The 25,957-nt window shown below is 59.4% G+C and carries 22 protein-coding genes and 1 tRNA gene; 3 read left to right on the plus strand and 20 right to left on the minus strand.

Annotated features, from left to right (window positions below; genetic code table 11):
* Nucleotides 1-37 precede the first annotated feature (37 nt).
* The 5 genes from C5F53_RS04680 to C5F53_RS04700 all read right to left on the minus strand — a co-directional run bounded on the left by C5F53_RS04680 (nt 38) and on the right by C5F53_RS04700 (nt 7,161).
* Nucleotides 38-1,006 carry a DUF932 domain-containing protein gene (locus tag C5F53_RS04680; RefSeq protein ID WP_105260122.1) on the minus strand — a complete coding sequence of 323 codons (969 nt, stop codon included), beginning with the start codon at nt 1,004-1,006 and terminating at the stop codon, nt 38-40.
* 125 nt (nt 1,007-1,131) lie between these two features.
* Nucleotides 1,132-1,461: a hypothetical protein gene (locus C5F53_RS04685; protein WP_105260123.1), complete on the minus strand. Its 330-nt coding sequence runs from the start codon at nt 1,459-1,461 to the stop codon at nt 1,132-1,134.
* A 674-nt stretch (nt 1,462-2,135) separates the two neighbouring features.
* On the minus strand, nt 2,136-4,658 hold the full coding sequence (locus C5F53_RS04690; RefSeq protein WP_105260124.1) for a DEAD/DEAH box helicase: 2,523 nt from the start codon (nt 4,656-4,658) through the stop codon (nt 2,136-2,138).
* A gap of 320 nt (nt 4,659-4,978) precedes the next feature.
* Nucleotides 4,979-5,791 (minus strand): retron system putative HNH endonuclease, encoded by an 813-nt coding sequence (locus C5F53_RS04695; protein ID WP_105260125.1) that lies wholly within the window; start codon nt 5,789-5,791, stop codon nt 4,979-4,981.
* Entirely contained in the window at nt 5,788-7,161 is a 1,374-nt protein-coding gene (locus C5F53_RS04700; protein WP_105260126.1) for an AAA family ATPase, read from the minus strand. The genes C5F53_RS04695 and C5F53_RS04700 overlap by 4 nt, the downstream gene beginning before the upstream one ends.
* A gap of 688 nt (nt 7,162-7,849) precedes the next feature.
* On the opposite strand from C5F53_RS04700, the gene C5F53_RS04705 reads away from it, so the two are divergent.
* Nucleotides 7,850-8,761, plus strand: a complete 912-nt coding sequence (locus tag C5F53_RS04705; RefSeq protein ID WP_146097296.1) for a hypothetical protein — start codon at nt 7,850-7,852, stop codon at nt 8,759-8,761.
* A 97-nt stretch (nt 8,762-8,858) separates the two neighbouring features.
* Here C5F53_RS04705 and C5F53_RS04710 read toward each other — a convergent pair.
* The 4 genes from C5F53_RS04710 to C5F53_RS04725 form a co-directional block, all read right to left on the minus strand.
* Nucleotides 8,859-8,946 (minus strand) — tRNA-Ser (locus C5F53_RS04710).
* Nucleotides 8,947-8,981: 35 nt separating this feature from the next.
* The gene (gene serS, locus C5F53_RS04715) at nt 8,982-10,298 is read right to left on the minus strand and encodes a serine--tRNA ligase (protein WP_105260128.1); all 1,317 of its coding nucleotides are present in this window, start codon (nt 10,296-10,298) and stop codon (nt 8,982-8,984) included.
* Nucleotides 10,299-10,399: 101 nt separating this feature from the next.
* A complete protein-coding gene (gene ispH / locus C5F53_RS04720; protein WP_201740787.1) occupies nt 10,400-11,359 on the minus strand; it encodes a 4-hydroxy-3-methylbut-2-enyl diphosphate reductase in 960 nt (319 codons plus the stop codon).
* Complete coding sequence (locus C5F53_RS04725; RefSeq protein ID WP_105260129.1) at nt 11,356-11,811, minus strand: peptidylprolyl isomerase; 456 nt, start codon at nt 11,809-11,811, stop codon at nt 11,356-11,358. The genes ispH and C5F53_RS04725 overlap by 4 nt, the downstream gene beginning before the upstream one ends.
* A gap of 78 nt (nt 11,812-11,889) precedes the next feature.
* Between C5F53_RS04725 and radC the strand changes: the two genes are divergently transcribed.
* On the plus strand, nt 11,890-12,609 hold the full coding sequence (radC, locus tag C5F53_RS04730) for a DNA repair protein RadC (protein ID WP_105260130.1): 720 nt from the start codon (nt 11,890-11,892) through the stop codon (nt 12,607-12,609).
* A 9-nt stretch (nt 12,610-12,618) separates the two neighbouring features.
* The gene (locus tag C5F53_RS04735; RefSeq protein WP_105260131.1) at nt 12,619-13,263 is read left to right on the plus strand and encodes a Smr/MutS family protein; all 645 of its coding nucleotides are present in this window, start codon (nt 12,619-12,621) and stop codon (nt 13,261-13,263) included.
* On the opposite strand, the gene C5F53_RS04740 is transcribed toward C5F53_RS04735, so the two are convergent.
* The 11 genes from C5F53_RS04740 to C5F53_RS04790 form a co-directional block, all read right to left on the minus strand.
* On the minus strand, nt 13,264-14,298 hold the full coding sequence (locus C5F53_RS04740; RefSeq protein ID WP_105260132.1) for an XdhC family protein: 1,035 nt from the start codon (nt 14,296-14,298) through the stop codon (nt 13,264-13,266). It lies immediately after the preceding gene.
* A 23-nt stretch (nt 14,299-14,321) separates the two neighbouring features.
* Nucleotides 14,322-14,723, minus strand: a complete 402-nt coding sequence (locus C5F53_RS04745) for a group II truncated hemoglobin (protein WP_105260133.1) — start codon at nt 14,721-14,723, stop codon at nt 14,322-14,324.
* A 72-nt stretch (nt 14,724-14,795) separates the two neighbouring features.
* Nucleotides 14,796-15,218: a hypothetical protein gene (locus tag C5F53_RS04750; protein ID WP_105260134.1), complete on the minus strand. Its 423-nt coding sequence runs from the start codon at nt 15,216-15,218 to the stop codon at nt 14,796-14,798.
* The gene (locus C5F53_RS04755) at nt 15,209-15,775 is read right to left on the minus strand and encodes a type II toxin-antitoxin system MqsA family antitoxin (protein WP_105260135.1); all 567 of its coding nucleotides are present in this window, start codon (nt 15,773-15,775) and stop codon (nt 15,209-15,211) included. The genes C5F53_RS04750 and C5F53_RS04755 overlap by 10 nt, the downstream gene beginning before the upstream one ends.
* A gap of 14 nt (nt 15,776-15,789) precedes the next feature.
* On the minus strand, nt 15,790-16,197 hold the full coding sequence (locus C5F53_RS04760) for a type II toxin-antitoxin system MqsR family toxin (protein ID WP_105260136.1): 408 nt from the start codon (nt 16,195-16,197) through the stop codon (nt 15,790-15,792).
* A 231-nt stretch (nt 16,198-16,428) separates the two neighbouring features.
* Nucleotides 16,429-18,945: an ABC transporter permease gene (locus C5F53_RS04765; RefSeq protein WP_161499886.1), complete on the minus strand. Its 2,517-nt coding sequence runs from the start codon at nt 18,943-18,945 to the stop codon at nt 16,429-16,431.
* Nucleotides 18,946-19,052: 107 nt separating this feature from the next.
* Complete coding sequence (fdhD, locus tag C5F53_RS04770; protein ID WP_105260138.1) at nt 19,053-19,877, minus strand: formate dehydrogenase accessory sulfurtransferase FdhD; 825 nt, start codon at nt 19,875-19,877, stop codon at nt 19,053-19,055.
* Nucleotides 19,870-20,124 (minus strand): hypothetical protein, encoded by a 255-nt coding sequence (locus C5F53_RS04775; RefSeq protein WP_105260139.1) that lies wholly within the window; start codon nt 20,122-20,124, stop codon nt 19,870-19,872. The genes fdhD and C5F53_RS04775 overlap by 8 nt, the downstream gene beginning before the upstream one ends.
* Nucleotides 20,121-22,424 (minus strand): FdhF/YdeP family oxidoreductase, encoded by a 2,304-nt coding sequence (locus tag C5F53_RS04780; protein WP_105260140.1) that lies wholly within the window; start codon nt 22,422-22,424, stop codon nt 20,121-20,123. Before C5F53_RS04780 ends, C5F53_RS04775 begins: the two co-directional genes overlap by 4 nt.
* A gap of 189 nt (nt 22,425-22,613) precedes the next feature.
* Nucleotides 22,614-24,242, minus strand: coding sequence for an OFA family MFS transporter (locus C5F53_RS04785; protein ID WP_105260141.1), 1,629 nt, complete (start codon nt 24,240-24,242; stop codon nt 22,614-22,616).
* 140 nt (nt 24,243-24,382) lie between these two features.
* A complete protein-coding gene (locus C5F53_RS04790; protein ID WP_105260142.1) occupies nt 24,383-25,924 on the minus strand; it encodes a methyl-accepting chemotaxis protein in 1,542 nt (513 codons plus the stop codon).
* Between the last annotated feature and the right edge of the window lie 33 nt (nt 25,925-25,957).

Raw genomic sequence — 25,957 nt, forward strand, 5'->3', positions numbered from 1 at the left:
CTTTCGGTTGTGGGAGTGAATTGTTTTTGAGCGACGGTCAGGCCACCAGCTGCATGGCGTGGTCCAGAGCGCGTGCTTTGAGGGCAGCACCTTGGCCAAACCAGGCGGAGTCTAGGCGGTAGTCCGCGCTGCGTGCGCGGCGTTCGTGGTCCACGTACTCGGTGACCGCATTGAGCAGTCCCCAAGCAGTGCCAGTAGCAGAGTCCAGAGTCGCGCCCTTGCCTGCTCCGTCATAGAGCTCCTGCACCCGCTTCAATGCCCGTTCATTGACCAAGCCGCCTTTGGTGTTGGCGGGCTGGTCGGTATGGCACAGGACATTGAGGAAGTAGTTCAAGGACTCGTGGGACTTCACTTTCCGCTCGGAGAGGGTCTTCATGCGGTACATGAAGCCATCCCAGTGCGATACGGCGATTCCCAGTTGCTTCTTGACGGCCTGTCCGTCGAAGCTGGTGCTGTGGGGGACTTTGACGGCACTGGCGGCACCGTTGAGGGCGACCGTCAGGGTGTTGTTGCAGACGACTCGGATGGAGGTCAGGGTTGCAGTGGTGGCCAAGGTGCCATCGCAGCTGGTGGCTAGGAGGATGTAGCCGTTGACCTTGTCCTTGCCTTTGAGGGTGCTTTCTTTACCGGTCTTGGCCAAAGCCCAGAACTTCTTGCCTGCCTTCAAAACACCTGCTGTTTCGAGCTCGAAGCCGGAGATTTCGGTGAGGTCACGGTAGAACTCCAGGACTTCGCGGGGCTGCACCACCTGGTAACGGTCAGAAACTACGGACAGCGGGGCTTTGGTATCGCTGCGGTAGAGCACCTTTTGGTCATCGAAGGACATGATGCTGCCCAGGCTGCCCGCTTGTTCAGTCATGTAGCGAACGGGGCTGGAGCAGATCTGCCAGTCCATGCCGGCTTCTTTGGCCCAGACGTCGATGGATTGCTTGGGTGGGAGTGCGTTGCCTAGGCTGTGCCAGGGTGTTGCGCCAACGTAGGCCATGGTTTGAACTTGGTGTGCCATGTGGGGCTCCTTGTGAATGAGGGGGAATGGGGAATGACTTCGTGCGTGAAGCCAGGGAAACGAAGATGCAGACCGATCAATGGACTGCTATTGCGGGAACGCGCTGAGGCTGGGTAATTGGTGGTTTATTCGGGAGCGCTGAAGACGTGCTCGCAAACCACACACTCCAAGTTGTCCAACACACGCTGGTCCAGTACCGAGCCGATCTTGGCGCCAGCGACACCGCCAGTAGCAGCGCCAACCAGGCCGCCCACCAAAGCGCCGGCCACGCAGCCCAAGGCAATGACTGCAGGGCCACCCATCAAACCGACGGTCATACCTACACGTGCACCTGTAACGGCACTGGTCCAGCCGGTGACGCCGCCTGCAATGACACCAGTGGCGCCACCGACTTTTTTACCGACATCTCGGGTGGTGATTCGGGTGGAACCACATTGAGGGCAATGAATACTCATGGGGATGCTTTCGTGAAAAGAGGGAATGACAGACGCATGTCTCCCTGCCATCCCAAAAGAGACAGGCATGGAAAAGTGCGGCACAAAGCCCAGAGCCGCTCAACGAGGTGTTGAGCGGTCTGGTGTGACTACAGCGGGGAAAGGTGGTAGGTCAGCTCCACAGAACGTGAAGCTGGGTTTCAGGCACCTGGATAGGGCTGAATGGCAGAGATGGCTAGGCTTAGGGCCTGGTGGTGGTTATTCCCTGCTGGAGGTCAGGGGAAGTATGTGTGACTGAGTTTTTTTAGGAAGGGGAAAACAGCTCAAACCTACCTAAAGCGGACTTATGGCAACTCTAATTCCTGGCCTGGTAACGGACGCTCAGACATTGCTTACCGGAGTGGGCAGAATAGCAACGTGCAGACAAGCAGACGCACTAAGAACCGCTGCCAATTCGTTGCAGCCCGTATCGCAGTTTGATCGGTGCAAAGGCGTTGCTATCGTGCAACCCTGCTCACTATCCGACCCCAGCCTTTCATCTTCATCTCTGAATCGGGCTGGTCAGAGTCATTCGCGCATAGTCTCAGCACCTGTAGACACTGTCTCAGAACATTCGACGGATGTTGATTGGAAAAACTTCCCGGCGGTAACTCAAGAAGCTTCTCCGGCCTAAAAGAACACTTGGCCACGATGGGTCATTTCCGATCAACGGTCTTCTTAGTAAAGCCGCCAGCAAGCAGATTGTCCACGTCCAATGCATTCTCGACGAGGAGGTTTTGGATGTGCGGCAGAGATAAATCTTTGAAGTTGAGACGCTGAAAGGATTGGAAAAAAGTCTTCACGGCCTTCACGAAGGACTTCAATTCTTTCTCACGCATCACCTTGACGTCCACCAAGAAGTTGGCAGCACTTTGTACCTGATACGCGGGGTGGACCTCAATATGGATGGCAGAACATCCTTCGTAGTGCTTCTTGAACCATGCCGCAGATCGATTCATCTGCTCGGCCTCCGTTTTATTGATCTCGGTCCTGCCTAAGTCGACCTCGTCCTTGCACTCCCACACGATGTAGTTGGCATCATCTAGCGCCCAGAGATTGTCTGGACCTTCCTTCCACTCCTTGTCAGGTCGCTCGCCAGCAAACCCAAGCGCGCGGCTGAGCTCATCAAGCGCTTGTTCAAACTTGTCAGCCTTGACACCAAAAACAAGACGCCCGAGGATGTCCGCCAACGCGACGTCTAGTTGGGCGTAATCGTTGTGGTCTCGGATCCATTGCGCAATGCGCTCCACGCGCCCCTGGCTGATGAGAGACAACTTCGTGACCTTCAAGCCCTGCGGTGGCTTCATCACCATGCGATTGGCTCCATGAGCCGCCAACTGTAGGCGATTGAACTCGGTCCGATCAAGCGGATAGCTATATCGTGCCATGATCTGAAGGTACCATCCACGGTCCGACGCATCGAACTTGTGAGCGTCCATCAACTTCTGAATGCGCCGTACAGCACCACCATAGTCTCCGGCCATGAAAAGCTCTTCGGCTTCGAGTTCAGCTGCATAGATGTCGAGCAACCGTTCATTGGCACCCCGCGCTTCAACTTTCTCCATGTGCTCTGAATAGAAAGCCTTCCAGCCCTCGTCACGCCCTAAGCATTGACGGATAAGTCCGAAGAAAGCTGTCTCAACGTCGACTCCAGAGGCAATATCGTCTTTTGCGTAACCAGCAACCTCAAGACCGATTTCGATTTGCGTGGCCATTTGGGACGACAGGTAGCTTCGCGAATGCTGGTCTCGAAGTGCTCGGGTGAGATCTGGACCTATTCCAAGAATCACGGAATAGTCCTTCTCACCTCGAACACTTCGTCCCATGCCTTGCTCAATTGTTCGCACCATACGCATAAGAGTAGTGTCACTCGCAGGACGACATTCCTCTTGGTACAGGTCAATCAGGCTCTCTGAGTACGGCTTTCCGTCCACCACCAAGATTCGACATGCATCGTCAGGCAGATCAATGCCGTCGTAGCGATTGACCAGTACCATCGTCCGCTCGTAGCTACCTTTACGTAGTCCATCGATATCCGTCCAAACCGTTTCCGTTGTTGCAATTTTGGCACCGTAGGCTTCCCAATCCGCGGTGTTTTTGAAAGAGGTGGCGAGGCTGACAACGCCGTACCGGCGTCGCGCATCCTTGGGGGCGAATTGAGCGACGATCGCTTCACGGCTCAGTAACGGATTGATCACGGAAGGCAGCAGCACCATCTTCTCGCCAGACCAACTCTCATGGGAGTAGAGAAGCGGCGCGACGATCGTCGACGGCAGCAGCCGAAGCCCCTTGATCAAGAATGCATCGTCGGTCACAGTTGCTGACATGAATATCCGATGTTCCGCCTTCCAGTAGCTTCCGAATGACTGAAGCGGTGCAATCTGCGGCTCAATTTCGATCGAGGTTCCGGAGACTATGCACTGGCAATGGGCGAGCATGTTGCGCAAGAGCGGCCATGCGAACTTGACGCTCTTCCGATCAGATGCTGCTGACAGGATCGCTGCTACGTCGGACTCGCGATCGCGCCAAACCCAATAGGGAACCGGCAGAAGCGCATCATGTTTCCCATTGCAAATGTCTGCGTAGGTGCCGACGCCTTGTTGTTCGAGCTCGGCAGCAAACAGCGTTCGAAGCGCCTGATAGGCAGCGTCGCTGGTGTCGATACGGATCTTGCACTGCTCGCGGATAGTATCTGCACACGCGTGTGCATCGTCCATTAGCAGCGTCCCGACAGCAACTGAGTTGCGTTCTAGACCGAACTTCGTCAAGCCGTTAAAGAGCTTTTGCACCGATGTCACAAGAATTTGCTCGCTTGTGAGGAAAGCCTCAGGCAGATCTGGTTCTGTTTGACACGTAGCGATACCGAACTGACGCGCTTGCTCACACGTCTGTTCGATAAGGTAATTATTCGGGCACAGATATATAGCCGGACCTTTTCCTTCATTCAGGCGGGCCTGCAGCATAAGAAGACCAACCAATGTCTTACCTTGCCCGGTGTGCAGTTTGACGATGATGTCGCGCTGACCGCGCCCTGTCACGTTCCATTCTTTCAGAATCGCATCCTGAGACGGACGTAGAGGACCTTTGTCGCTCGCTCGGTCAAGCCCTTTGTAGAGTTCAATTGGGTCCGATACCTTCGAGACCTTCTTATTTGCTAGCTTTTTGGTGAAATCAACCACAAAAAATTCCTCCCGTTAACGTGTTCTTTGAGAATCGGCAGCCACTCACGAGAACGAGCAAAAACATGTCACGCAGTCGCCACCCTAGCATGATGCATCAATAGTAAGACCGATGCCTTTGAGCTAGCGCTAAAGAGCGTCTACTCCCGACAAAGGCTTATCTTAAAACTGCTCCTCCGCGCCAGTGCAATCCATAAGATGAACTCGATTCATCTGGCGGCATGAAAATATCGGATCGGCAAAATACCATGTGGCGTCGATATAGCTAGGTATTTGACCGGCTTCTGTCACATCAGTGAGCTGATGTTGTGAGATCGAGGTCAGCCTTGGTATTGGATTTGTTGTAGGTAGTCGTCCGATGCTGATCCCAAGCACATGCAGACTGTCGTGAAGAATCTAGGCCATGGCTTGTTCAAATAACGCACCGCCAAGTTGGCAAGGCCTTGTTCTGGTGTGCAACCTGCCAAGCGCTGCTTTTTCTTGTTGCGCTCAACGTCGTGTACCACCGCGAGCCGGGCCTGGCACAGCCGAGTGCAATTCAGGTTCAAGCTGACAATGGTGTGCTCAACCAAGGCTTTTGTATCTGCGTGTTGAATGTTGGGCCAAGGCGCTGCAGCCGCACAGTTGGCGTCACTTGCACGCAGCTCGCCTGTGAGCTTGTTGATCTCGAACAAGCTGTGCCAAGCTTGCAATTGCAATGGGTTCAGGATCCAACCTTCGCATGCTTCAGCCAGAATTTTTTGCTGAATCAATCGATCCTTGTGCGCATCGCAGCTTAGATTCTCGGTCAACGGCTCCATCGTGTGTGGAGCAGCGCCATGCCTGTAGGAACCGCCCGCGCACACCGCGAACATGTTTCCCCACGCCAAGGCCCAGTTGATGGCAGTGCTCTTGTCGGACTTTGGGTGGAAGTGTTCGATGCGAGATTTCAGCGGGTCGTTGTCTTTAATATCAATTTCACAGTAAGCGCACAGGCCCTTTGAATCCGTGTGCGTCTGGTCTCTGATGTCTGTGTAGGCCTGCTTGCCCCCGTGTTGTGCATCGTTTTTGAGTTCGTCCCAAGAGGCTTGTGGCTGAGCCTGCCTGTAGGCCCTCAGAGAGGCAGGCTCATCACCTTTCAATACACGCTTCACTCACCCAGCTCCCATTTACGGTTTTCGATGAGCAGGTCGGCCTCCAGAAGCGCGGGCTCATTGCCTTGGTATCGAGCGTCCAAAGTTTTGCGCAACGCCAAAGCCTCAGGACTGTTCCATTTGTCTTGGTCCACTAGTGCTAGGTAGGCCAAAAGCTCTTGAGTTGCTATGTTATTCGGCGGGCGCTCACTTTTAAGACCGAGGGCGGAGGTCAGTAGCCGTCCTGGCTCTGCACCCTCAGTACCTGCAGGCGCTCCATACACGTTGCCATCACTTAGGATGCGAATCGATTCGGATGCCACAGTGGTTAGCACCTGTGGGCTATGCGTCGAAACGATGAACTGGACTTTGGGAAAAGCAGTGCGTAGTGACTTCAAAATCGTTTGCTGCCACGAAGGATGCAGAAACATGTCCACTTCGTCGATCAGAGCAACGCCAGGGGTTTCCAAAGCAGCTTTAGCACCCAGGTGCGGGTTAAGTTTGGCGATGCGAAATGCCAAGGTAGCGACCATTGCGATGGTGTTTCGCAGGCCATCGCTGAGCATGTCTACAGGCATCGCACCATGTTCGTCGTGGTGCATCACCAATTGCTGATTGTGTCGCTGGCTAAATTCCAGGGTGTGCCAGCCGGTAGCTTCTTTCACCAGTGCATCAATGGCTTGCTTGATGACGTCGACGGCGTTCGCAAATCTTTGGCCTGTTTTATCCAGAGGGGATTGCTTTTCAAGCGCACTGATTTGACTTTCCAGGTAGCTGCGATAAAGCCAGCCGTACCAGGCAGTGAAAGCCTTGAAGCTCGATGAATAAGACAGGCAGTTCAAGTAGCCCGAGGTCCGAGAGTATTCATTGTTGTCAAGCGTCGTGTCTTCGGCCACCGAAGTAAATCGGCCCTCAAACCACAGCCGAGAAGTGCCAAGGTAAGAAATCAGCGGTAGCGTCACAATGGCCTGGCCATCACGAACGGCCTTCTGGAGTTGCTCCGCGTAGGCTGTAATTTTCCTGGTTTTGGCGTCTGCAAGGGTGTTTGTGCCAGCCTTGACGCGTTCGCGGGTCTGGGTCCAGCTCTCGATTGCATGTCCCTGTTCCCAATTGCCCTTGGCGGTGACTATGCAGGGCAGCTGGGGCTCCATATTCCCATCTTCTTGCTTCAGAAGACGAACATCCAGTGGGTGGATGTTGGCAGCCTTGCCTGTCTGGCTGCCCAGGTCAAATCCTTTGACGAATGGCCAGATCGCCACGCGTGCAGCATCCAAGAGGGTTGTTTTACCTGCGCCGTTAGGGGCGATCAACACCGTGAGCTCTGGGTGCAGCTCAATGGTGAGGTCGCCGAAACAGCGGTAATTCTGAATATAAAGTTGCTCTAGACGCATGGGGTGACCCTAGTAAGCGGTCTGGATGAAACAGTCATTATCCGCAATACGCGGCAGGGGCCGTGGCACTTGCCAGCTGGAGGGCTAAATCGAGGTTCATGCCGGCTTACGCATGACTGGTTCCTTGGCGAAGGGCAATGGGACTTCGTGCAAGGAATCCGGACGGTCTCCGTCAACCATCAATACGGCCGGAGCGAATTTTTCCCTCTGGTTCAGACCATGGCGAATATCGTTGCTGGTTACGGTGAAGGTGTTTTGGCCCTTGGCTCACCCCTTCACTTCAGTGTGACTTTACAGTGCCAAGCCTTCTGCTTGGTTTAGTCGAACGTACTTCATCCAGTGTGGCTGGCAGATTAAGAAATTCCATTGAATTGCACGTCTTCCGGACCAGGCGCAAAGGACCGCATGGATACTTCATGGGATGCAGCACCTACCCAAAGTCCAAACACCAAAATAACTTAAACCCTCGATCGCCGTGTAACATTTAGTCACAACAACAATGCAGGGAGTGACGCATGGCTATTGCAGACTATTTCAATGGGACCAAACACAGGCCTCACGCGGAGCAGCTTCGCGAGAGCCTTCGCATGGCAGTGCCTTCGGAGATCATACAGGCACAAGAGCGTGCAGCCGCTGCCACGACTACCTGAGAGAATTATCCAGTTACTCAATAATCTCGCTTGGTGGCATGTCATCTGAACCTCATATTGACACGGGCTTTATTCGGCATCTTCGAGACCTTGTTGGCCGACATCCTGAGTTGCTGAAGTCCATTGGACAGTTCGCCCAGTTCCGTGTCGTTATTGATGTAAATATGGTCATCAGCGATCTCCTGCTGAAGGTCAAATACCCCGAACGTGGAAATACTGCATTGGAGGAACTAGCGCATTCCTCTGTCCTGGAGATATTTGCGCCCCGATGGTTAGAAAACGAGTTGCCGTCTGCATTCAATCAAGTCTCACAAAACGTGAGCATTGCTGAGGACGACTTGTGGGCTGCTTGGCGAAAGTACCAACTCATTCTCAAATGGGACGAGAGGTTTACATACCCAGCTGAGCTACCTGCTGAAAAAGCAGATCCAAAGGATTTTCCCTATATTCAGTTGGAAAAAGTGATAAACGCCGTCGGCATCCTCAGCAAAGATCGGCACATAGAACGCATGGGGGGTAATCGACTCACTTTTGACTTTGTGTTTGACGCTAGACGCTACGCTAGAGCAGCAGCAATCTCAGTAACTATCCGAGTTTCTGGGATCTATCTAGGCACCATTACCTTGGCAAGCCTCTTACGACTCGCTGGCCGATTAAAGGGAAGCTTGGAGAACGTACGGCCAGAGCTGAAGGTGGCGGTGCTTGCAGGGGTTCTATTTGCTTTTTTTCACCCAACCTCGCGCGCATGGATCATTGGGAAGCTCAAAAAGCTCGCCCCAGCGGCGAAGTTTGCAATTGACGCTGGGATGGTCTTGGTGACTCTTGAACAGCAGAATCGCGAGGATGCAAAACTTCATTTGGCTAAAGTATCGGTCGCGGCAGACCCTGCCACCAATCCTGCGCGATTGAAAGTAAAAGGGGCCGCTGGGTCTCAAAGCAACCGAAAGTGACAACATGTGAAGAGCATTCACATTCGATAGTTGATTTGATAGTCAAAACATTAAGACAAAAAAAAGCCCATGATTTACATGGGCTTTTTTAACTTTCTGGCGGAGAAGGAGGGATTCGAACCCTCGGTGCCTTGCGACACGCCTGATTTCGAGTCAGGTACATTCGACCACTCTGCCACTTCTCCTGATTCGTGTCGGTCGAAACGAAGGCGTGATTCTATCAGGCCTTCAGCACCTCTTTGCCGCCCAGGTAGGGTCGTAGCACTTCCGGCACGGTAATGCTGCCGTCGGCGTTCTGGTTGTTCTCCAGCACGGCCACGAGGGCGCGGCCTACGGCCAGGCCGGAGCCGTTCAGGGTGTGGACCAGTTCGTTCTTGCCCTGGGCGTTCTTGAAGCGGGCCTGCAGGCGGCGGGCCTGGAAGGCTTCGCAGTTGGAGACCGAACTGATTTCGCGGAAGGTGTTTTGCGCGGGCAGCCACACTTCCAGGTCATAGGTCTTGCTGGCGCCAAAGCCCATGTCGCCCGTGCACAGGCTCATCACGCGGTAGGGCAGGCCCAGTTTTTGCAGAATAGCTTCGGCGTGGGTGACCATCGCTTCCAGCGCTTCGTAGCTCTTCTCGGGGTGCACGATCTGCACCATCTCCACCTTGTCGAACTGGTGCTGGCGGATCAGGCCACGTGTGTCGCGCCCGGCGCTACCGGCCTCGGAGCGGAAGCACGGCGTGTGGGCGGTCAGCTTGATGGGCAGATCGCTTTCGGCGGATACCACGTCGCGCACAAAGTTGGTCAGCGGTACTTCGCTGGTGGGGATCAGGTACAGCGCAGTGTGGTCTGGCTGGGCTTCGCCATCCTGGCCGCCCTTTTTGGCAGCGAACAGGTCTTCTTCAAACTTGGGCAGCTGGCCGGTACCGCGCAGGCTGTCGCCGTTGACGATGTAGGGCGTGTAACACTCGGTGTAGCCGTGTTCTTCGGTCTGCACGTCCAGCATGAACTGGGCGAGCGCGCGGTGCAGGCGGGCAATCGGCCCCTTCATGACGGTGAAGCGTGAACCGGTGAGCTTCACGCCCATTTCAAAGTCCAGGCCCAGGGGTGCGCCCAAGTCCACATGGTCCTTGATCTCGAAGTCATACGTCTTGGGCGTGCCCCAAGAGCGCACCACTACGTTGCCGTGTTCGTCTTCGCCCACGGGCACGCTCTCGTGCGGCAGATTGGGCACGGCTTCCAGCATGGTTTGCATCTCGACCTGGATAGCGTCCAGGCGCGTGGCGGAGGTTTCCAGCTCGGCCTTCAGGCCCGCTACTTCGGCCATGGCCGCATCGGCCTCGGCGTGCTGGCCCTTGCCCTTGAGCATGCCGATCTGCTTGCTGACCGTGTTGCGCTTGGCCTGCATTTCTTCGGTGCGCATCTGGATGGTCTTGCGCTCGGCTTCCAGCGCCTTGAAGGCGTCCACGTTCAGAAAGGCTTGCGGGTTCTTGCGGGTTTGCAAGCGGGCAACCACCGAATCTAGGTCTTTGCGCAGCAGGGTGATGTCTAACATGGCGTTCTCGTACTCTTAAGTCAAATCAGATTCAAATCGGGCTCTAGCCCTCTATTTTATTGCGCAAGCAGCTACTATTTTTATAGCGCCCTTGCGAGCCCTCAGGTGTCCAGTTTCAGCCCCTTGGGCAGCGGGAACTTCACGGTCTCCTCGATCCCGTCCATCTTGCGCACCGACACGGCGCCCAGCGCCTTGATGCGGTCGATGACGGCTTTCACCAGAATCTCGGGGGCGCTGGCGCCGGCGGTCAAGCCCACGCGGGATCGGCCTTCAAACCATTCAGCCTGCAGTTCTTCGGCGTTGTCCACCATATAACTCTCGGTACCCAGCTTTTTGGCCACTTCGCGCAGGCGGTTGCTGTTGGAGCTGGTGGGGCTGCCCACCACGATCACGATGTCCACCTGCGGGCTCATCACCTTGACCGCGTCCTGGCGGTTCTGGGTGGCGTAGCAAATGTCCTGCATCTTGGGCTTTTTGATCAGCGGGAAACGGGCGACCACCGCGGCGGTGATGTCGGCCGCATCGTCCACGCTCAGCGTAGTCTGCGTCACCACGGCCAGCTTGGTGGTCTGGCTGGGCTGCACCTTGGCCACGTCGGCCACGTCTTCCACCAGGTGGATACCGCTCTCCAGCTGGCCCATGGTGCCTTCCACCTCGGGGTGGCCCTTGTGGCCGATCATGATGAATTCATAACCCTCTTTGTGCAGCTTGGCTACTTCCACGTGCACTTTGGTCACCAGCGGACAGGTGGCATCAAAGATCTGAAAGCCGCGGCGTTCTGCCTCTTTCTGGATAGCCTGGCTCACGCCGTGGGCCGAGAACACCAGCGTGGCGCCGGGAGGCACGTCGTCCAGCTCTTCGATGAAAATGGCACCGCGTGCCTTGAGGTCGTTCACCACATAGGTGTTGTGCACGATCTCGTGGCGCACATAGATGGGACGGCCAAATTTTTGCAGCGCCCGGTCCACGATCTCGATGGCGCGGTCCACACCCGCACAAAACCCACGCGGCTCGGCAAGGATGATTTCCTGCGGCAGCGTGATGTTCACGGCGCTGCTCATAGAACCCCGATCAGTTGCACTTCAAACGTCACGGGCTGGCCGGCCAATGGGTGGTTGAAATCGAACAGCACGGCATCGTTGTCCCGCAGCTGCAGCACCACACCGGCAAACTGGCCTTGGCCATCGGGCGTGGGGAACTGCACCACATCACCCACGTTATAGGTCTCGTGCGGGTCGCCCATGTCGCGCAGCACTTTGCGCGCCAGCCACTGCTGCATGTCGGGGTTGCGCTCGCCAAAAGCGGCGCCTGCGGGCAGCTCGAATGTGGCCCGTGCGCCCTCTTCCATGTCCATCAGGCAGGCTTCCACCGCAGGGGACAATTCCCCCGTGCCCAGGCTCAACGTGGCAGGCTTGCCGGTGAAGGTGTTGATGATGTCCCCAGCCGGGCCGCCCAGGCGGTAGTGCAAGGTGAGGAAAGAGCCCGCTTGGACGCGGGGGGTCGTGGTGGTCATAAAAGTCCCGATAAACTGCCCTCTATTGTAGAAAGCTTGCCCCGCCCGGCATTCCGCCCCCTGCTTCACCCCCACGCCATGCCGCTCAAAGACCTGCCCCTGGATGCCCGCCCGCGCGAAAAGCTGCTGGCGCGTGGCCCCGGCGCGCTCAGCGATGCCGAGCTGCTGGCCATCCTGCTGCGCACCGGCATTGCGGGCAAAGGCGTGCTGCAGATGGCGGACGAGCTGCTGCAACTCAAAAACCATAGCACCCCGCGCAATACGGACCGGGGCCAGGGCGGGTTTGGAGGCATAGCGGGGCTCTTAAGCGCGACTGCGGACGACCTCAAGCGCGTCAAGGGCCTGGGCCCCGCCAAGCGCGCCGAGATTGTGGCGGTGCTGGAACTGGCGCGTCGCGCCATGGCCCAGCGCCTGCAGGAGCGCGAGGTGTTTGCCGACCCGCAGGCTGTGAAGCACTACCTGCAGTTGCACCTGGCGGCCAAGGGCCATGAAGTCTTTGCCGTGCTGTTTCTGGACACGCAAAACAAACTGCTGGCCATGGAAGAGCTGTTCCGCGGCACGCTGACCCAAACCTCGGTCTACCCGCGCGAAGTCGTCATTCGCGCGCTGCACCACAGTGCGGCTGCCGTGGTGCTGGCGCACAACCACCCTAGCGGCACCGTGCAACCCAGCCGCGCGGACGAAGCCCTGACCCAGACGCTGAAGGCCGCGCTGGCGCTGGTGGACGTGCGTGTGCTGGACCACATCATTGTTGGGCCAGGCCAGGCTCTGTCCATGGCCGAGGCCGGTTTACTCTAAGGGGCTGCCATGAAGATCAACGCCCTGTCCGACCTGAAGCTGGTCAAAAAAGAAATCGAAGCCCAGGCTGCGCGTGAGGCTGCCGTGGCCGCGCAAAAGGCGCTGGACGCCAAACGCAAGGCCGCCGCCAGCAACCTGTTCCAAGCCGCTATTGGCAAGGTCAAACCCATGGCCCCGCCCCAGCGGGCCGCACTGGCACCCGCGCCGCCCCAACCCATCCCCAAACAGCAGTTGCTGGACGATGCGGCCGCACTGCAAGAGGCCATCAGCGACGAGGTGGACGTGACCACGCTGCTGGACACCGACGACAACCTGAGCTTTAGGCGCCCCGGCGTGGGCACCGACGTGACGCAGAAGCTGCGCAAGGGCAAGTGGAGCATCCAGAAGCAGATTGACCTGCACGGCTACCGCAGCGACGAGGCGCGCGAGGCGCTAGGTGCCTTCATCCGCGAATCGCACAAACAGGGCATACGCTGCGTGCGGGTGGTGCACGGCAAAGGCCTGGGCTCGCCCGGCAAGGCGCCGGTGCTCAAGGACAAAGTGCACAAGTGGCTGGTACAAAAAAGCGAGGTGGTGGCCTTTGTGCAGGCCCAGCCCGCACAGGGTGGCGCGGGGGCGCTAGTGGTACTGCTGCAGCCGCTGAACCGCGGCTAGCTAACCCTCCAGCCCGCCCTTGGCGTGCGACACATCCACATCGCGCGGCAGGGCCACGCCGTTTTTCACGGCCAGTATTTCGGCCATCACGCTCACCGCAATCTCGGGCGGCGTCTTGCTGCCGATGTAAATACCGATGGGGCCACGCAAACGTGCCAGCATTTGTGGCGTCTGGCCCAGGTGCTCCACCATACGTTGGTGGCGCGCGGCGTTGTTGCGGCGCGAGCCAATGGCGCCAATGTAGAAAGCGTCGGACTTCAGCGCCTCCAGCAGCGCCAAGTCGTCCAGCTTGGGATCGTGCGTCAGCGCGATCACGCAGCTGCGGCGGTCGGGCGTAAAGGCAGTCACCACCTCGTCGGGCATGCCGCTGTTCACCACCACGCCGGGCACGGCCCAGGCGCCGCGGTACTCCTCGCGCGGGTCGCACACGGTCACCGCAAAACCGCTGAACTTGGCCATGGTGGCGACGTACTCGCTGAGCTGGCCTGCGCCGATGATGAGCAGGCGGTATTCGGGCCCAAAGGTGTTGGTCAGTGTGCTGTCTGACAGGCTGAGTGCCGCCGGCGTGGTGGTGGCCTGCAGGCCCACCGCGCCATCGGCCAGTTGCACCGTGCGGCGCACCAGCTGGCCCCGCTCCAGCCGGACCACCAGATCGGCCAAGCTGGCCGCATCGGGATCAAACTCCAGCAGCAGCTCCAGCGTACCGCCACAGGGCAGGCCAAAACGGTGGGCCTCATCGGCGGTGATGCCGTACTTCACGCGCTGCGGCGGGCCGCTGGGGATCTGCTGCGCATCAGCGCCAGAGGCCGCACCGTCAGACGCGTAGGCCCGTGTAAAGCGAAAAATCAGATCGTCCTCAATGCAACCGCCCGATACCGAGCCGACCACGGCACCGTCCTCACATAGCGCCATGATGGACCCCACGGGCCGTGGCGATGAACCCCAGGTGCGCACCACCGTGGCCAGCAGCGCGCGCCGCCCGGCCTGGCGCCAGCCGCACAGGGCACGCAAGACCATCACATCAAGGTTTTCCATGGGGCTTGGTCCTTGCAGCAGGGCTAAGTGCCTACGTTGCGCATCCAGTCGGCGGTCTGGAAGAACGAGGTCTTGAGCCGTTCACGCAATTCGGTGGGGACAGCGCTGTCACCCATCGCCTGGTCCATACACGCCAACCACTGGTCGCGCTCCAGAATGCCAATCTTGAACGGCATGTGCCGCGCGCGCAGCCGCGGGTGGCCAAAACGCTCCACAAAATAATCGGGCCCGCCCAGCCAACCGCACAAGAACCAGAACAGATGGTCCCGCGCCTTGTCCAAGCTGCTGCCATGCGCGGCCCGCAACTCGGTATAGCCGGGCTCTAGGTCCATCAGGTCGTAAAAACGGTCCACCAGGCTGCGGACCACGGCTTCGCCACCTATCCATTCAAAGGGGGTGATGCCGGTGGGGGTTTCGTCAGTCATACGTTTTTATAACAAATCAGCCTCTAGCACCCATGAATATTGCGCAAGCAGCTCTCAAAAGAGGAGCAAAAATCAAAGACCTAACGGTAGAACGCGTGCATCAAACCCCATTGACTGCAACTCACGCCTGAAATGCGTCATAGCCAATGGAAAAGCCTGTGCCACCAACACGTATTGGTACTGCTCATGCTCAAACTTGGGCACAACAATTTCGTCCGTTACGCCTGCGGGGTAATCAAACTTAGCTTCGTACTCAGCCTGAAACGATGCTTGATGAGCTGCATCGGTTTCGCTATTTGCGACAGTGCTCAGATCAATCTTCACTACAGCCTGCAGAATTCCACCTGGAAGGGTAGGTACAGCTAGGCCCACCTCAATGTTCTGTGTCAGCTGAAAATTCCACCCGCCTTTGCCCGTCGCTGGCGCTCTGTTTTCACCATGAAAAGCAATTGCGCGAAACGACACCAATTTAGGCCGTTGCTCGATTACTTCCACCGTTTGGCCCCTTCTTGCCCATAGGGACGGAAAGTCACGGTCGAGGGGCTGCGTTGCTGATCTGCTCGATAGTTTTCCATCAAAACAACATTCGAACTAATGCTGGCAGTTGCAATGACTTTCTCTTTCGAGAACTCACTTGCCATTCCGCACTCTTCAACCAGCTCCCAAAACGCGCTCTCACTGCGACGAACCAAACGGAGCAGCTTGTCCATTGACTCGGATTGCGCAACATCATCGTTCTCGTACTTGCTAAACGCCACAGGCCCGCCACCAAACAGCTTTGCCGCCTGACTTTGTGTCAGCTTGTATTTATCACGCAGTGCGCAAATTTCGGTGCCCGTCAGCAAGCCATCTACAGACTTGCGAAAAGCCATCACGCCCCGCTTATTCAGCTTGCTTTCTTTCGTACCAGCAAAATCCGAATGGCAGACGTCGCACAGCCGATAGTGCAAGGGCAACAATTTTTTTTGCCCTTTGTATTCGCTCTCGACTTGGTCCACGTGGTCTGTCACGTGGCCCTCACCACAAATTGGGCAGAGCTCTTGCTTATCCATGTTTTTTCCTAATTTCAAGTGTGACAAGAAATCGTCAACACCATCGTGCCAAGTTTGTTAATTGCAAACTTCACGAAATACCCGATCAACATCTCTCTATTGGCCGTTTCGACCCACTCTTTGACTCTCAGCGAATAAGCATCGCAGGCGGCATAGGCGCCCCTACCGTTTTCGCACCACTCAGAATCAATGTAGTCACCATCGCGCAATTGCAAAACCAAATCAATGACATCGGAGTTCTCCCATCCAAGCTCTCTGACGTTGCTTACACAATCTTTGGTCCACAGCGTTAAGCCCTTGCCATCGTGAATGATCGACTTGACGCGGCTCAGGTCATATATCGGCCCACCCGCAATCTTCTCGCCCCCTCCATAGGTGGGCGAAGTCAAACTGTACTCGGAAACGATGACAAAAGTTACCATTATGGTAATTTTACGGTTAAAAGTGCGGGTATTGCTGTACGTTTATCCATTGCTTTCGACGCTTTTGCCCCACATCGCAACGCAGGAAGCCACAAGATCGCATCTGTGTAGCCGTTTTCGCTTCGATGGAAGCCATTTTGGCTACCGACAGCTGAATTGCACCTATTTTTAAGCCTAATCAGCCTCTAGAGCCCATGAATATTGCGCTAGCAACTATTGAAAGCATAGCAATCAGGTCGCCGCGCGGCGCAGCGTTTCCACCACCGGGCGGCGCAGCACATCGCGTAGGCCCCACCAGCCAGCGGCCAGAGCCAGCACCGCGCCGGCCAGGGCGCCGACCAGCGGCACCCAGAGTTGCACGGTCCAGTCGAACTCGAACACAAAACGCGCCAGCGCCCAGCCTACCGCGGCAGCCACAATGGAGGCCAAGAAGCCGGCCAGCAGGCCCACACCGGCCAGTTCGGTGCGCTGCACCTGGCGCAGCAGGCTGCTGCCCGCGCCCACGGCGCGCATGATGGCGAACTCGCGTGCGCGGTCTTCGCGCGTAGCAGTGACTGCGGCAAACAGCACCACCAGGCCAGCGGCCAACGTAAAGCCAAACAAAAACTCCACCGCACGGATCACCTGGTCCAGCACACGCTGCACCTGGTTGATGGTGCTGGTCATGTCCACATTGGTGATGTTGGGGAACGCACGCACCAGCGCGTTGTCAAAGCCTTTGGTTTCGGGCGCCTTGAAGGCCCCCATGTAGGTGCTGGGCACGTCCTTGAGCACGCCCACCGGGTACATCACAAAGAAGTTGGCGCGCATGGAGCCCCAGTCCACCTTGCGCAGCGAGGTGATCTTGGACTCGGTCTGCACCCCACCAATGTCAAACTGCAGGCTGTCGCCCAGCTTCAGGTTCAGCGTCTTGGCAATGCCCTCCTCCACACTCACCGCCCCCTCTTCGTCTTCGGTCCAGCGGCCGGCAATCACGTCGTTGTGCGGCGGATTTTTGCTGCTGTGGGAGAGGTTGAATTCGCGGTCCACCAGGCGTTTGGCACGGTCCTCGGTGTAGTCGTCGGGCGACACGGCCTTGCCGTTCACCGCCACCAGGCGGCCGCGGATCATGGGGTACCAATCGAACTTGGTCACGCCACCGTCAGTCAGTGCTTTCCGGAAGGCATCGGACTGCTCAGGCATCACGTTGATGACAAAACGATTCGGTGCATCGGGTGGCGTGGCCTTGCGCCAGCTGCTGATCAGATCGGTGCGCAGCAGCACCAAGAGCACCAGCGCCAGCAGGCCGACCGACAGCGCACTCACCTGCACCACGGTGTAGGCCGGGCGCGCCGAGATTTGGCGTGTGGCCAGCACCAGCCAGCGCGGGGCGGTGGCCTCGTTCACACTGCGGCGCAACACCTTCACGGCCACCCAGCTCAAGGCGGCAAACACCAGCACGGCCGCGGCAAAACCGCCTACCGCAATCAAGCCCAGCAGCAGATCGCTGCTCACCGTCATCAACAGCGCGGCAAACCCCGCTACACCAATCGCCAGCACACCCAGCGACGCGGGGCGCAGGTTGCCCACATCACGGCGGATCACGCGCAGCGCGGGCACTTGGGCCAGCTGCAACACGGGTGGCAGGCCAAACGCCATGAGCAGCGTGAGGCCCATGCCCACGCCCAGCAACACTGGCCACAGCGAAGCCGCAGGCAAGGCCGCATCCACCAGCCCCGCCAGCAGCGCCACAAACAGGTAATGCACACCAAAGCCCAGCGCCACGCCCAGGCCGCTGGCAAACAGGCCGACCAGCGCAAACTCAAACGCGTAGGCGCTGGCAATGGTGCGCTGCGACAGGCCCAACACGCGCAGCATGGCGCAGTCGTCCAGGTGGTTGGCGGCAAAGGCGCGCGCGGCCAAGGCCACGGCCACGGCGCTCAGCAAGGCGGCCAAGAGCGCCACCAGGCTCAGGAATTTTTGCGCGCGGTCCAGCGTCTGGCTCATCTCAGGCCGGCCGCTTTGCAGAGACTCCACCCGCACGCCACGCACGCCACCTTTGACTTGCGCATCGGCCCAGTCCACAAAACGTTTGACCGCAGGCTCGTTACCGGCCACGGCCAGGCGGTAGTTCAGCCGGCTGGCCGGTTGCACCAGGCCGGTAGCAGCTAGGTCGGGCTGCGAGATCATCACGCGCGGCGCAAAGTTCATAAAGCCGCCCCCGCGATCGGGTTCGATCACGATGATGCGGTCCACCGTGAACTGGCTGTCGCCTAGCAGCAGCGTGTCGCCCACGTTCAGGCCAATCGCTTCCAGCAGCGGCGCATCCACCCAGGCTTTGCCTTTGGCGGGGGTGTCTTTGGTGGGTGCATCCGGGCCGTCGGCAGCCGTGCTCACACGCAGGCTGCCGCGCAGTGGGTAACCCGGCTCCACGACTTTGAGCGCCACCAGTTTGGCCGCCCCACCCTGCACTTCACTGGCGCGGGCCATGGTCGGAAAGCCCAGCGTGTGCACCACCTGCAGGCCCAAGGCGCGGGCCTGTGCCTCAAAAGCTTCGGGCGGCGGGTTGTCGCTGGAAATAACGGCGTCGCCACCCAGCAGTTGGCGCGCATCGCGCTGCAGGCCGCCCTGCAAGCGGTCGGCAAAAAAACCCACCGCGGTCAACGCCGCCACCGCCAGCGTGACGGCCAGGATGAGCAGCCGCAATTCGCCCGAGCGCACATCGCGCCACAAGGTACGCCAGCCCAGGGCAAAAAAAGACAGTTTCAAGGGAAGCTCCTCAGGGGAGGCACACACGCCCCGCAAGTCGCCCATTATTCACCCCGCCCCCTATTCCCCAGAGCCTTAGGGGCCAGCGGAGTCAGGCGTAGGCCGACTCAGGGGGTGTAGAGGACTGCGCGTGGTGCGCGGCACAGGCCCCAGAGCTGCAGGCCGGCCTGCAGCGCCATGGCCACGGCCAGGTCGGTAGGGGCCGAAATGGTGGCCAGCAGCGGCACCTGCAGGCGCACACACTTGCGCACCAGCTCGTGGCTGGCGCGGCTGCTCATGAGCACCCAACCCGGCTCGCCGTTCGGGCCCAGGCGGCCGCTGCGGGCCAGTGTGCCCAGCAATTTGTCTAGCGCGTTGTGGCGGCCTACGTCTTCCATCAGCAGCGTCACCTCACCCTCCGGCGTGGCCCAGGCCGCGGCGTGCAGCGAGCCGCAGACCGCGTTGAGCACTTGCCGCGGCGCCATGGCCTCGAACGCACGCAGCACCGTGGCCACGGGCAGCGCACGCACCCAAGGTTGCTCGGGCATGCGGGGCGGCGCCAGGTCTAGCGCCTGCAGGCTGTCCAGCCCGCACACGCCACAACCGGTGCGGCCCGCCATGCTGCGGCGCTGGTCTTTCAGGCGGGCAAAACAGGGGGTGGCAATCTCCAGCTGCACTTCCAGCGCGGGGCTGCCGTCCATCTGCACCGGCAGCACTTCTATGCCAAAGCACTGGCTGGCGTGGTCCAGAATGCCTTCGCTCAGCGCAAAGCCCAGGGCAAAGGCTTCCAGGTCTTGCGGCGTGGCCATCATCACCGTGTGTGAGATGCCGTTGAACACCAGCGCCACAGGCACCTCGGCCGCCAAGGTGTCGCTCAGCAGCAGCCCGTCGGGCTGGCGCAGCACCTGGCTGCGACTGAGCGGGCCGGGCAGGTCCACCAGCGTGTCATCCATGGCTGCGTTGCGCACAGTGCTGGCGCCCGGCTTCGGTCAGGCTCACCACCCAGCGCCCCTCTTCATGGCGCATATGCACCCAGCCCGGCCCGGCCTGGCCGCCCAGTACCGCATCGCCCATGAGCGTCAGGGCCCGCATCACCACGCTGGCCCCCACGCCCAGGCGTTTGCCCAGGCGCGGAATCGAGACCGGAGCCCCATCCTCTGCCAAGGCGCGCAGCAAGGCGCCAGACAAGTCCTCACTCATGCGGCCTGCGCCTCCTTGCGCTGGTGGGGCAGCATGAGCACAGGAATGCATTTGGACGTGGGCGTGCCCGCATTGGCCGCCACCGACGACAGTGGCACCAGCGGGTTGGTCTCGGGGTAGTAGGCGGCCACACAGCCGCGCGGGATGTTGTAGCTCACCAGCTTGAAGCCGTCGGCGCGGCGCTCTTCGCCATCGTCCCACACGGTCTGGAAGTCAATCCAGTCCCCGTCCTTCATGCCCAGGGCGTGGATGTCCTCGGCGTTGGCAAACACCACGCGGCGCTGGCCATAGACGCCGCGGTAGCGGTCGTCGGCCCCATAGATGGTGGTGTTGTACTGGTCGTGCGAGCGTGTGGTCATCAGTGCAAACACAATCGCGTCGCCCTTGCGCTCGCGGGCGCGCTGCAGCGGCGTGCCGGTGGGCACCTGGTGGGTCTTGAACACGGCCTTGTGGCTCGCGGTGTTCCACACCCGTTCGCTGGCGGTGTTGCGCAGGCGAAAGCCGCCGGGCACTTTGACGCGCTGATTGAAGTCTTTGAAGTCGGGGAACACGGCCTCGATCTTGTCGCGGATGCGGCTGTAGTCTTCCAGCAGCCAGAGCCAGGGCGTCTGGCTGCGGCCCGCCAAAGTAGCGGCGGCCAGGCGGGCCACGATGGCAGGCTCAGACAGCAGGTGTTCAGATGCTGGCGGGTTAATGCCCACCGAAATGTGCACCATGCTCATCGAATCTTCCACCGTCACGCCCTGCACGCCAGCGGCCTGCATGTCGATCTCGGTGCGGCCCAGGCAGGGCAAGATCAGCGCGGCCTTGCCATGCACGATGTGGCTGCGGTTGAGCTTGGTGGTCACATGCACCGTCAGGTCGCAGTTGCGCAGCGCCTTCCAGGTTTGCACGGTGTCGGGCGTGGCGGCGGCAAAGTTGCCCCCCAACGCAAAGAACACCTTGCCATGGCCGTCGAGCATGGCCTGGATGGACTCCACCGTGTTGTAGCCATGGGCGCGTGGGGGTTCAAAACCAAACACCTTTTGCAGGTTGTCGAGCAGCGCCACCGGCGGTGCCTCCCAAATACCCATGGTGCGGTCGCCCTGCACATTGCTGTGGCCACGCACCGGGCAAGGCCCGGCGCCGGGGCGGCCGATGTTGCCGCGCATGAGCAGCAGGTTGACGATCATCTGAATGGTGGCCACCGAGTTCTGGTGCTGGGTGATGCCCATGCCCCAGCAAGCAATCACGCTGCGGGCCTGGCGGTACACCTCGGCGGCGGCGCGGATCTGCTCCTGCGCCAAGCCACATTCGGCCTCCAGCAGGTCCCACGACTCGGCGCGCAGGTTGGCCAGCAGCGCATCAAAACCCGTGGTGTGCTCGGCAATAAAGGCCTGGTCCAACACGTCCTCGCCCTGGTCTTGCAGCTCCACCAAGTGCTTCATCATGCCTTTGACAAAGGCAAAGTCGCCGCCAATGCGCAGCTGGAAATAGTGGGTGCTGATCTGCGTGTCGCCGCCCGTGGCCATCTGCAGCTTGTCCTGCGGGTCGGCAAAACGCTCCAGCCCGCGTTCGCGCAGCGGGTTCAGGCTCACAATGCGCGCGCCGCGCTTGGCGGCCTGGCGCAGCTCGCCCAGCATGCGCGGGTGGTTGGTGCCAGGGTTCTGGCCGAAGATGAAGATGGCGTCGGCCTGCTCAAAGTCGTCCAGCGTGACGGTGCCCTTGCCCACGCCCACGCTCTCGCGCATGCCGGTGCCGCTGGGCTCGTGGCACATATTGGAGCAGTCGGGAAAGTTGTTGGTGCCGTACTCGCGCACAAACAGCTGGTACAAAAAAGCGGCCTCGTTGCTGGCGCGGCCCGAGGTGTAGAAGATGGCCTCGTTCGGGTCGGGCAGCGCATTCAGGTATTTGGCAATCAACGCAAAGGCGTCGTCCCAGGCGATGGGTAAATATTTGTCAGTCGCCGCGTCATAGACCATGGGTTCGGTCAGGCGGCCCTGGTCTTCCAGGTAAAAGTCGCTTTGTGTGGCCAGCTCGGCCACGGTGTGCTGCGCAAAAAAATCAGCCGTCACACGGCGTGCGGTCGCCTCGGCGGCCACGGCCTTGGCGCCGTTTTCGCAAAATTCAAACGTGGAGGCATGGTTGCGGTCGGGCCAGGCACAACCCGGGCAGTCAAAACCATCGGGCTGGTTGGCGGACAGCAGGGTCTTGGCTCCCTTGATGGGAATGTCCTGCTTGAGCAAGGCCTTGCCCACACTGCGCAAGGCACCCCAGCCACCGGCCGGGCCGTTGTACAACACCACTTTCTGCTCACTCATATCACCCCCAGTCGTTACTGCCCCAAAGGGCAGACAGGCGCGGAAAAAAGTCTCCGCGCCTGCCTTGGTTCATACCCGCAATCCTCGCCTCAGCGCAATGCCCAACCCAAAACCTGTTTTGCAAGTGGGGGTAAGGCTGCGCACAGCGGGGAAAGCGGTCTTCGTTACGTGTCTGCCGTTATCGGCCGATCAGGCAAAGAACTTGGCCACGCTCAGCAAGGTGCGGTACACACCCCATGCCAAGGGCAGGCCCACGGCCAACCAGGCAAAAGCCACCACCCAGGTAGGGATGGTGTCTGCGCCGCCAGAGCTGGTGCCAACTTCCGATGCCGCAGCACGCTCGTGCGCCAGCTTCTTCTCATCTGCCAGTTCAGCGTCGGTCATGAACCACTTGTTGTCCAGCGGACGCACCAGCAGGTTGCAGATCAAGCCCACCACCAGCATGCCCACCAGGATGTACATGGTCTGGTTGTAGACCTGTTCACGCGGAAGGCCCAGACCCAACTGGTACTCACGCATGTAGTTCACCACCACCGGGCCCAACACGCCAGCGGTCGCCCAGGCGGTCAACAAACGGCCGTGGATCGCGCCCACCATCTGGGTGCCGAAGATGTCGGCCAGGTAGGCGGGCACGGTGGCAAAGCCGCCGCCGTACATACTCAAGATCACGCAGAAGGCACCCACAAACAGCACAATGCTGCCCGCTGCAGCGCTGCCGGGAACGCTGAAGTACATCAGGCCACCCAACACGAAGAACACGATGTAGGTGATCTTGCGACCCATCTTGTCGGACAGACTGGCCCAGAAGAAACGGCCACCAATGTTGAACAGCGAGAGCAGCGCAGTAAAGCCGGCGGCCACCGTGGCAATTGCGGCCAGCTGGGTTTTGTCCAGCTCACCGAATTTGGCGGGGATACCGATCAAGGAACCGCCGAACACTTCTTGCAACATGGGCGAAGCCATACCGATCACACCGATGCCGGCGCTCACGTTCATGCACAGCACCATCCAGATGAGCCAGAACTGGGGAATGCCCCAGACCTTTTTCACGTGCACGTGTTTTTGCGTGATCATGGCGTTGTTCACCTGTGCGGGCGGAGGGGTCCAGCCTGCGGGCTTCCAGCCAGTTTCAGGCACGCGGTAGCCAAAGGCACCGGCCATCATGAACACAAAGTAGATCAGCGCCATCACCACGAAGGTCTGCATCACGCCCACATCGGTGGGGGTGGCAAAGTACTTCATCAGGTCAGCCGCCAGCGGGGAGCCGATCATGGCACCGCCGCCAAAGCCCATGATGGCCATGCCGGTGGCCATGCCACGGCGGTCCGGGAACCACTTGATCAGCGTAGATACGGGCGAGATGTAGCCCAGGCCCAGGCCAATGCCGCCAATGACGCCGGAGCCCAGAATCATGAGCCAGAACTGGTGGGTCTTGATACCGATGGCAGAGATCAACATACCGCCACACCAGCAAACCGCCGACACCACGCCGGCCTTGCGCGGACCAGCACGTTCCAGCCAACCGCCCCATGTGGCAGCGCTGGAACCCAGCAACACAAAGAACAGGGTGTACATCCAACCCAGGGTGGAGATTTGCCAATCACAACTGGTGGTGAACAGCTGCCCCCAAAAACCGACATCGGGAGCGCATTTGATGGCGTCCTTGATACCTAAAGCTTTGGACAGGGGCAACCAGAACACCGAGAAGCCATAGGCCATGCCGATGCACAAGTGAATGGCCAGAGCGGCTGGGGGTACCAGCCATCGGTTGAAGCCGGGACCGGCAATGATCCGTTCCTTATCGAGTAATCCAGACATTAAGTCTCCTTTGGGATTGATGAAAACACTGGCTCACCAGCATCCAACGTGGCGGGCCGAAGTGTCACAGGTCAAGCCGGATGAATCCAATTGATTCATCACATGCATTGATTCAAAAAATAAATGCTGCGCAGCAGCATTTATGAATGGGTCTTGAAGCTGTTGACTGCCGCGCCCAGGGTGTGAGCTTGGTCGCGCATCTTCATGGCGGCGGCGGCGGCTTGCTCCACCAGCGCGGCGTTTTGCTGCGTCATCTGGTCGATCTCGGAGACGCTGCGGTTCACGCTCTCGATGCCAGCGCGCTGCTCCTGGCTGGCGTGGGCAATGCCGTCGATGTAGCGCACCACCTCGGAGATGGAGCCAGTGATGTGCTCCATGGCCTCGCGCGTCTTGTCTACCAGGGTGCTGCCAGCGGCCACGCTGCTGACCGACGCACTGATGAGGTCCTTGATCTCATGGGCGGCATTGGCCGAGCGCTGCGCCAGGCTGCGCACCTCGGATGCCACCACCGCAAAACCGCGCCCCTGCTCGCCAGCACGGGCGGCTTCCACCGCAGCGTTCAGGGCCAGGATGTTGGTCTGGAAAGCAATGCCTTCAATGAGCGCAATGATGTCGTTGATCTTGTGGGCGCTGGCCGAAATCTGCCCCATGGTGTGCACCACCTGCTGCACCACAGCACCGCCGTTGCTAGCCACCCCGGAAACCGACGCGACCAGGCTGTTGAGCTGGGCCGCCTGATCGGCCGTTTGCGCCACAGTGGCGGTCAGCTCATGCACGGCAGAGGCCGCTGCATTCACTTCGCTGGCCTGTTTTTCCGTGCGATTGGCCAAGTCCACGTTGCCATCGGCAATTTCGTTGGTGCCCATGGACACCACGGACGCCGAGCCACGCACCTTGTCGATCAACACCGTCAGCCCCACATTGATGCTGTTGATGGCCAACAGCACCTGGCCAATGTCGTCGCTGGAGTTGACATGCACCTGCTGGGTCAGATCGCCAGAGGCCATGCGCTGCGAAGCCGCCCTGCCCGCACTGAGAGGCCGGGCCACAAAGTGGTTCATGAGCCCATAGGTGCTGATCCACAACAGCACCAGCATCACGGCGACCATCCCCCATTCCATGGGTTGGTCCAGCTGTCCGCCCAAGCCCAGAAATATGGCTTGCACCACCGCATACACCGCGGAGACACGCCATGCCATAGCGGCCGACAACCCCATGCCGGGCGAGGCGGTGATGTCCAGCCCCACAAACAAAATTCCGATCACACGGCCCGAGGCATCGTGCACCGGCTCGTAACGCGTCAGGTACTGCTTGCCAAAAATGGTGGCGTACCCCAGATGTGCACGACCTTGTAACAAATCGTTATAGGCCGGCTGCGACCGGTCCAAAGGCGTGCCGATCGCACGCTGACCGTCCTGCTTGCGCACCGAGGTGGTGATGCGGATGAAGTCATCGCCATCGCGCACAAACACCGTGGCCACCAAACCAGTGGCCTGGCTAAAACCATCGGGCAGTGCGAAGTCGAGATTGAGGGTGTGCTGGCCATTGCGCAGCACAGCGACCTGGCGGTCTTGCACCAGAACACGCTGCTTGCCATCCAGAGAAAAAACGCCTGGCAGGCTGGCAGCGAACTTGCGGGCCGCCGCATTGACCCGCCGTGCGGGACCGGTAAAAGGAAACATCGATGTCCAATCCAAAACTGCAGGACCTCCCCC

It is taken from the genome of Rhodoferax sp. TS-BS-61-7, from assembly GCF_002943465.1.
Classification (GTDB): Bacteria; Pseudomonadota; Gammaproteobacteria; order Burkholderiales; family Burkholderiaceae_C; genus Allorhodoferax.